Raw genomic sequence first — 6,753 nt, forward strand, 5'->3', positions numbered from 1 at the left:
GGGGCGTGCTCGAGTCGCTTCAGGACGCCGACACGTTGCTCTACACCGTGGACACTCAGGGTGAACCGTCCCATGAGGCGAGGCTGCTGCAGAGCCTCGTCAATCGAGACGTTGACGGGATCATCTATGGATCGATGTTCACCCGGACCATCGCCGTCCCAGCGTTGCTTCGACGCCTGCCATTCGTTCTGCTGAACTGTGTCTCGGATGACTCCGATGCGACGGCGGTCATTCCAGACGAGGTCGCTGCTGGCGCAGGGGCCGCGACGGCTCTGCTCTCCGCCGGCCACTTCGATCGCATCTGGTTCGTCGGGACTTTCCCTTCGGGCATCGTGGGGGGTGCCGCCTGGCATGGCTGGAGTCCCCTCGCCCTGGAGGCGCGGCTTGAGGGGATCGAGAGGACGCTAGCTGCTGCTGGCACTGCACTCGCGGGCAGAACTGCGATCGACGATGACTGGGATGTGGCCAACGGGCGAAGCAGCGTTGCGAAGCTTCTCGCCTCAGGCGCCACTCCGTCCGCCCTCATCTGCGTCAATGACGCCGTCGGGGTCGGCGCCTATCAGGCGCTCCAATCGGCAGGGATGCGCGTGCCCGACGACGTGTCGATCGTTTCGTTCGACGGCAGCCCTCTGACAACGGCTGTCTTGCCCACCCTGACGTCCGTGGCATTGCCTCACGAAGCGCTCGGCCGGCTTGCGGCTCAGCTGTTGCTCAGCGGCTCGAGCGCACCGCGTATTCATCGGGTACCCATGCGATTGGCCCCCGGCGGCTCCATCTCCGCCCCCGCAGCGATCCGCTGAAACCCTCCTGACGGCACGAGATCATTGATTTTTTCAAACATTGATATTGACACTTGCTATATCGGTGTAGCACCCTAATCTCACGCCAACGCACCTCGCCGTCCTTGGCGCTTCCGCTCGCACCCCGACTACAAGGGAGTATTCGCATGGCCACATCAGGTATAGCCAGACCCGCCCCGAATGCATGGTGGGTCGGTGTCGTCTGCGGCCTGGCGACGTTCGTGGACACCGGCATCACCACCGGGATTCCGATCGCGCTGGTGCTGTTCCAAGCACTCAAGCCGGACACGCCTGGCCTCTCTCCATCCGACGTCGGCCTGCTCACGGGCGCGCTGACCGCGGGCGTGGCCATCGGATCGCTCCTGGGTGGGAGGTTGGGCGACCGCTGGGGCCGCCGCGCGGTGTTCCTCGTCACGATGGCCCTCACGGCAGTCGGCGCCGCCATTCCTCTCGTGGGGATGGCTCTCCCAATGCTCCTCATCGGCGTCTCTCTCATCGGCATCGGCGTGGGGGCCGATCTCCCGGTCGCCTTGGCGACGATCTCCGAGGCGGCGAATGACCGCAATCGCGGCAAGATCCTCGTCTTCTCGAGTCTGCTGGGCGGATTCGGCATCCTCCTTGCTGTGCTGCTGGCCATCAACTTCGGCGCCGCCGGACCCACCGGCGGACTGGTCATCTTCGGCACCTTCGCGGCGGTGGCCCTCGGGGTGCTCCTACTCCGTCTGACGATCCCAGAGTCCGCGGTCTGGCTGGCCGCGCGGGAGGAGCGCCGTGCCGGAATCCACACTGTCCGCGCCGAGCGGGCGCGCCTGCGCGACTTCGCGCGCATCACTTACCGACGCCCGTTCTTCACGCTGATCGGCTACTACACCCTTGCGGCCATGGCGGCCAGCGTTGCTGGCAGCTTCGGCACGTTTGTCGCAGTCAACGTGATCGGTGCCTCTGTCGCGGAGTACAACGCGTGGACGACTCTCGCGATGCCGGCAGCGATAGTCGGCGCCATATGGTTCATGGCCGTCGTCGATACGAAGCGTCGGATGTCCTACTACGTAGCGGGTGCGATTGGGGTCATTGCGGCGAATCTGCTTCCGGTCATCGTCGGGTTCAGCCTTCCGTCCCTCATCATCTCCACCGTGGCCACAGTATTCTTCGGCGCCTTCTGCACCGAGACGATCATGAAGGTCTGGACTCAGGAATCGTTCCCGACGATGCTCCGCGGCACGGCTCAGGGCGTCGTCTACGCCGTCTCTCGCTTCGCGACGGCTGCTCTGAACGTGGTCACTCCCGCGCTCGTCATTCTCAACCCGAGCGCTCTGTACATTGGCGTGGCGGTTCTTGCTGCCGCAGGATTCTTTGTCGGCTGGCTCGGGTTCCGCCGAAACACCCGCAACGAATTCGACCTCGAGTCGGGGCTTGTATCGACGGAAGCAACCGCCGTTTCGGAGGGGGATCGGTCGTGACCGTGATTCGGCCATTTCAGACCACCGTCGATGGGCTCTGCCTACGTGGCACTCAGTACGCACCGTCACCCGAGCCCGGCCCGACCGCAGTGCTCTTCCACGGCTTCGGGAACTCGCGAGTGGAATCGACCTGCCTGTTCGTCGCTCTGGCGCGTGAACTCGCCGCACACGGAATCGGAGTGATCGCTTATGACCGCGCTGGCCACGGCGAGAGCGACGGAGAGTTCTTCGACACCTCCGTCTCCCTGGATGTCCGCCAAGCGCACCACGTCGTGGCGGCCGTCGCTGACCTCGACGCTGTGGATGCCGACAATCTGCATCTCGTGGGCATGAGTCTGGGGTCAGTCATCGCTTCCACCGTCGCGGCGGAGTCCTCGATCCCGGTTCGCTCGGTGACCATGTGGTCGACTGCGGCCATGTTCGCGGACGAGATCCGCAGCGGCTTCCTCCAAGGGCAATCACTGGAACGTCTGGACTCCGAGGGGTACTTCGATTTCCTCGGCATGCGGATGGGTCCGGCCGTGCGCGACGACGCGGTCTCGTTCGACGTCTACGGCCGCGCCTCCGGCTACAGCGGTCCGGTCCGTCTCCTTCACGGAACCGCCGACTTCATTCCGCTGTCCTATGCGGAGCGCTACCTGCAGGTCTACGGCGACCGCGCCGACCTGATCGTCGTAGAGGGAGCCGACCACGGCTGGGCGCAGGTCCCCCAACGAGATCTGGTGATCTCCCACACCGTGGATTTCATCAGCCAGCATGCTGCCAGGGGCGTGGGCGAATGACGCCGGCAGGATGCGGAGAGGTCGTCTTCCTGCCGGGCGGCAGCGTCCGCCTCGAAGGCCATCTCGAGCTAGTGCCCACTCCGGGCGGAGTGCGTCCCGTTCGAATCCCCGTTCGCCACTGGCGGCACTTTCCGCCCGCCGGGGAGATCCTGCGCGCGGTCGCGTCGGCCGCCTCCGGCGTGCGCCTGAGAGCGCAGACGACGGCGACGCGGCTCACCCTCCGCGTTCGGTGCACTCGCATTCAGATCGGTGACTTCGTCGGGGCCCGCAACCGGTTTGTCGCCCAGATCGATGGCGTCACGGTTGCCACCGCCGAAGCCCCCGTCGATCACACGCTATGCGTGTCGGTAACAGGCGAGGAAGCCACACACGTACCGAGCGGCGACTCGTCTCTTGTCGAGTTCGGCCCGCTGCCTGTAGGAGTGAAGACTGTCACAGTGTTTCTTCCGCAAGGCATGATCGTCGATCTGCTCGACGTCGACGGCGACGCACCGGTGGTCGCGGCCGCGCCGACCGGCCTTCCGATCTGGATCCATCACGGGAGCTCCATCAGCCAGTGCGTCGAAGCGGAGCTGCCGACGAGCGTGTGGCCCGTTGTCTCCGCCGCGGTTACCGGTCTTGACGTCATCAACCTTGGGTTCGGGGGCCAGTGCATGCTGGACCCATTCGTCGCGGATTCGATCGCGGTCACGCCGGCGGACGTGATTTCCATCAAGGTGGGCGTCAACATCGTGGGCGCCCGGTCGATGGATCAGCGTACTTTCGTGCCAGCGCTCCATGGCTTTCTGGACCGCATCCGGCGGGGACATCCCGATACCCCAATAGTCGTTGTTTCCGCCATCCTGTGGCCCGGAAGCGACGACCTTCCAGGGCCGAGTGACGTGCAGTTCCTCGCCGACGGGGGCATTCGCTGCTACACCAACGGCGACCCTGCCGACGTCGCCAAAGGAGCGCTCACTCTCGCCGACTCTCGTAGGCACGTCGAACATGCGGTCGACGTGCGGCGCAACGCCGGGGAGAACATCGGCTACCTCGACGGTCTTGCCCTCTACGGACCGGCCGACGTCCCGCATCACCCGTTGCCGGACTCCCTCCATCCCGATGCCGACCTCTACGCCGAGATCGGTCGCCGATTCGCCCGTCTCGCATTCGGCGAGGACGGCCTCGTCCCCCGTTCGATGCTCGGGTCGAACGGCTGATTGGGCGAGGATGCACGACGGGACGGGCTCAGCCCCAGAGGGCCTTCCGCAGGAGCTTCCTGAGCGTTTCGGCCTCTGAGGTGGAGAGTGCCGAGAGCGTTTCGGCCTCGCACTCCTGCATCGCGGCGTAGGCGTCCGCGTGCAGCCGCTCGCCGTCGGGCGTTGCGAGCACGATCTTCTGGCGGCGGTCGGTGCGCCCCTGCTCTCGCGAAACCAGGCCTCGGCTCTCGAGGTCGTCGACGAGGGCCACGATCTGGCTTGGGTCGAGGGCCAGGAACTCGGCGAGCTCGCGCTGCGTGGGCTCCAGGCCGCTGCTCGCGAGTCGCAGCACTGAGTAGGAGCGCTCGCGAAGGCCGAATTCGGCCAGCGTCTTGTTGTTGAGCGTCGAACCCGCCGCGCGCAGCTTGGCGAGTAGGAGACCGATATCGTCCGCGACCGCGGCTGCGGTCAACCGCGGCACCCCGTGCTCGTCCTGCGCACTCACTCCGAGCCTCCAAACATCTTTCAAGATCAATCGTTGACATTTTCAATGATCCGTCTTTTCATGGATCGTAACAAGGGTCTCACACCGGAGATCGAGGAGCACGAGTGCGAGGGAGCACGGCATGAGTCTGGCAGGCAAGGTAGCGATCGTCACGGGAAGCGGGCAGGGCCTGGGCCTGGCCTACGCCCGGGAGCTCGCGCGGCAGGGGGCCGCCGTCGTCGTCAATGACGTCAACGAGGAGACCGCGGCTGCCGCGGTCGCGCAGATCGAGGCCGACGGCGGCAAGGCGACCGCCGTCGTCGTCCCCGTGGGCTCCACCGAGGCGGCGAAGGCGCTCGTCGACGGCGCGGTGAACGCGTTCGGGCGCCTCGACATCCTCGTCACAAACGCGGGCATCCTGCGGGACAAGAGCCTGCTGAAGATGACCGACGAGGACTTTGACCTCGTGATCAACGTCCACCTCCGTGGCACCTTCACCTGTGTCCGCGAGGCGTTCGCGTACTTCAAGGCCAACAGCGTCCAGGGCCGGATCATCACGATCGGCTCCCCGACCGGCCAGCGCGGGAACTTCGGCCAGACCAACTACGCCGCCGCCAAGGCAGGCATCGTGGGCATGGTGCGCACGTGGGCGTTAGAAATGAAAAAGAGTGGCGTGACGGTCAACGCCGTGGTCCCAGTCGCGGCGACCGCCATGACGAAGACGGTCCCGTACTTCGCCAAGGCCGTCGAGGCCGACGAGCGCGGGGAGGCCATGCCGTCGTTCTTCCGCCACGATCTCGGCTTCGGAACGGCCGACGACGTCGCGGGCCTCATCGCGTACCTCGCCTCCGACGAGGCCGCCGGGATCACCGGCCAGGCGATCGGCGCCGGCGGGGACCGCCTCCAGGTCTGGACCCACCCGGAGCCGGCGACCACGGACTACCGCGAGGGCGGCTGGACGTACGAGGCGCTCCAGGAGCGCGGCGCGGAGATCATCGGCGGCCACCTGCAGAGCCTCGGCGAGGAATTCCTCCCGCTCCCGGCGGAGCTCCAGCCCGCCCCCGCAGAGGCCCGCTGATGCGCTACGAGCTCGGGATCGACGTCGAGAGGCTCGACGCGATCGACATGCACGTCCACCTCGAGGTGGACTCGTGCGGGCACGCCTCCCTCCCGGCCGCGCTCACTGAGGCCTCCGCGAAGTACTTCAAGGCCGAGGACCGCTCCCCGAGCCTGGACAAGATCGCGGAGACGTACCGCGAGCTCAACATGGCCGCCGTCGTCTTCACGGTCGACGCGCGGACCCAGCTGGGGCATGAGCCCAACAGCATCGAGGAGCTCATCGAGGGCGCGGCCCGGCACAACGACGTCCTGATCCCGTTCGGGTCCGTGGACCCGCGCACGGGTGAGGAGGCGATCGCCCGGGCGAAGCACCAAGCCCTCGAGCTCGGCGCCCGCGGGTTCAAGTTCCACCCGTCCCTGCAGGGCTTCGACCCGTCCAGCGAGGAGTTCTATCCGCTCTGGGAGGCGCTCCAGGAGCTGGGGCTCCCGGCGATCTTCCACACCGGGCAGAACGGCATGGGGGCGGGGCTGCCGGGCGGGCACGGGATCAAGCTGCGGTACTCGAACCCGCTCCTGCTCGACGATGTCGCCGCCGACTTCCCCGGCCTGACTGTGATCATGGCCCACCCGTCTGTGCCGTGGCAGGAGGAGGCCAATTCGATCGCGACCCATAAGGCGAACGTGTTCATCGACCTGTCGGGCTGGTCGCCGAAGTACTTCCCCGAGTCGCTCGTGAAGGCCTCGAACTCGGTGCTGCAGGACAAGGTCCTCTTCGGCACCGACTTCCCGCTCATCACCCCGCAGAAGTGGCTCGACGCCTTCGCCGGTCTGCCGCTCAAGGATGCGGTGCGCCCCAAGATCCTCAAGGGCAACGCCGTGCGCGTGCTGGGGCTGGGGGAGTGAGATGAGCACGACGACGGAGCTCACCATGGGTGCCGGGACTCGCCTCTATGAGGTGGCGGACTGGTACGACGCCGAATCGCTCCTCAC

At 66.4% G+C, this 6,753-nt stretch carries 7 protein-coding genes; 6 read left to right on the plus strand and 1 reads right to left on the minus strand.

The window, feature by feature from the left end:
- The 4 genes from ACTHL9_RS03170 to ACTHL9_RS03185 form a co-directional block, all read left to right on the plus strand.
- Window positions 1-800: substrate-binding domain-containing protein (locus tag ACTHL9_RS03170; RefSeq protein ID WP_440517261.1), on the plus strand; the 800-nt coding region annotated here is incomplete at its 5' end.
- Between the two features lie 146 nt (window positions 801-946).
- Window positions 947-2,260, plus strand: coding sequence for an MFS transporter (locus tag ACTHL9_RS03175; RefSeq protein ID WP_440517262.1), 1,314 nt, complete (start codon window positions 947-949; stop codon window positions 2,258-2,260).
- Between the two features lie 2 nt (window positions 2,261-2,262).
- Window positions 2,263-3,042, plus strand: a complete 780-nt coding sequence (locus ACTHL9_RS03180; RefSeq protein ID WP_440517267.1) for an alpha/beta hydrolase — start codon at window positions 2,263-2,265, stop codon at window positions 3,040-3,042.
- Entirely contained in the window at window positions 3,039-4,241 is a 1,203-nt protein-coding gene (locus ACTHL9_RS03185) for an SGNH/GDSL hydrolase family protein (RefSeq protein ID WP_440517263.1), read from the plus strand. The genes ACTHL9_RS03180 and ACTHL9_RS03185 overlap by 4 nt, the downstream gene beginning before the upstream one ends.
- 28 nt (window positions 4,242-4,269) lie before the next feature.
- On the opposite strand, the gene ACTHL9_RS03190 is transcribed toward ACTHL9_RS03185, so the two are convergent.
- A complete protein-coding gene (locus ACTHL9_RS03190) occupies window positions 4,270-4,725 on the minus strand; it encodes a MarR family winged helix-turn-helix transcriptional regulator (RefSeq protein ID WP_440517264.1) in 456 nt (151 codons plus the stop codon).
- A gap of 121 nt (window positions 4,726-4,846) precedes the next feature.
- On the opposite strand from ACTHL9_RS03190, the gene ACTHL9_RS03195 reads away from it, so the two are divergent.
- Window positions 4,847-5,782 (plus strand): SDR family NAD(P)-dependent oxidoreductase, encoded by a 936-nt coding sequence (locus ACTHL9_RS03195; RefSeq protein WP_440517265.1) that lies wholly within the window; start codon window positions 4,847-4,849, stop codon window positions 5,780-5,782.
- Complete coding sequence (locus tag ACTHL9_RS03200; protein WP_440517266.1) at window positions 5,782-6,666, plus strand: amidohydrolase family protein; 885 nt, start codon at window positions 5,782-5,784, stop codon at window positions 6,664-6,666. The genes ACTHL9_RS03195 and ACTHL9_RS03200 overlap by 1 nt, the downstream gene beginning before the upstream one ends.
- The last annotated feature ends 87 nt before the right edge of the window (window positions 6,667-6,753 follow it).

The sequence above is a fragment of the Sinomonas sp. genome, assembly GCF_051955515.1.
In the GTDB taxonomy this organism is placed as follows: Bacteria; Actinomycetota; Actinomycetes; order Actinomycetales; family Micrococcaceae; genus Sinomonas.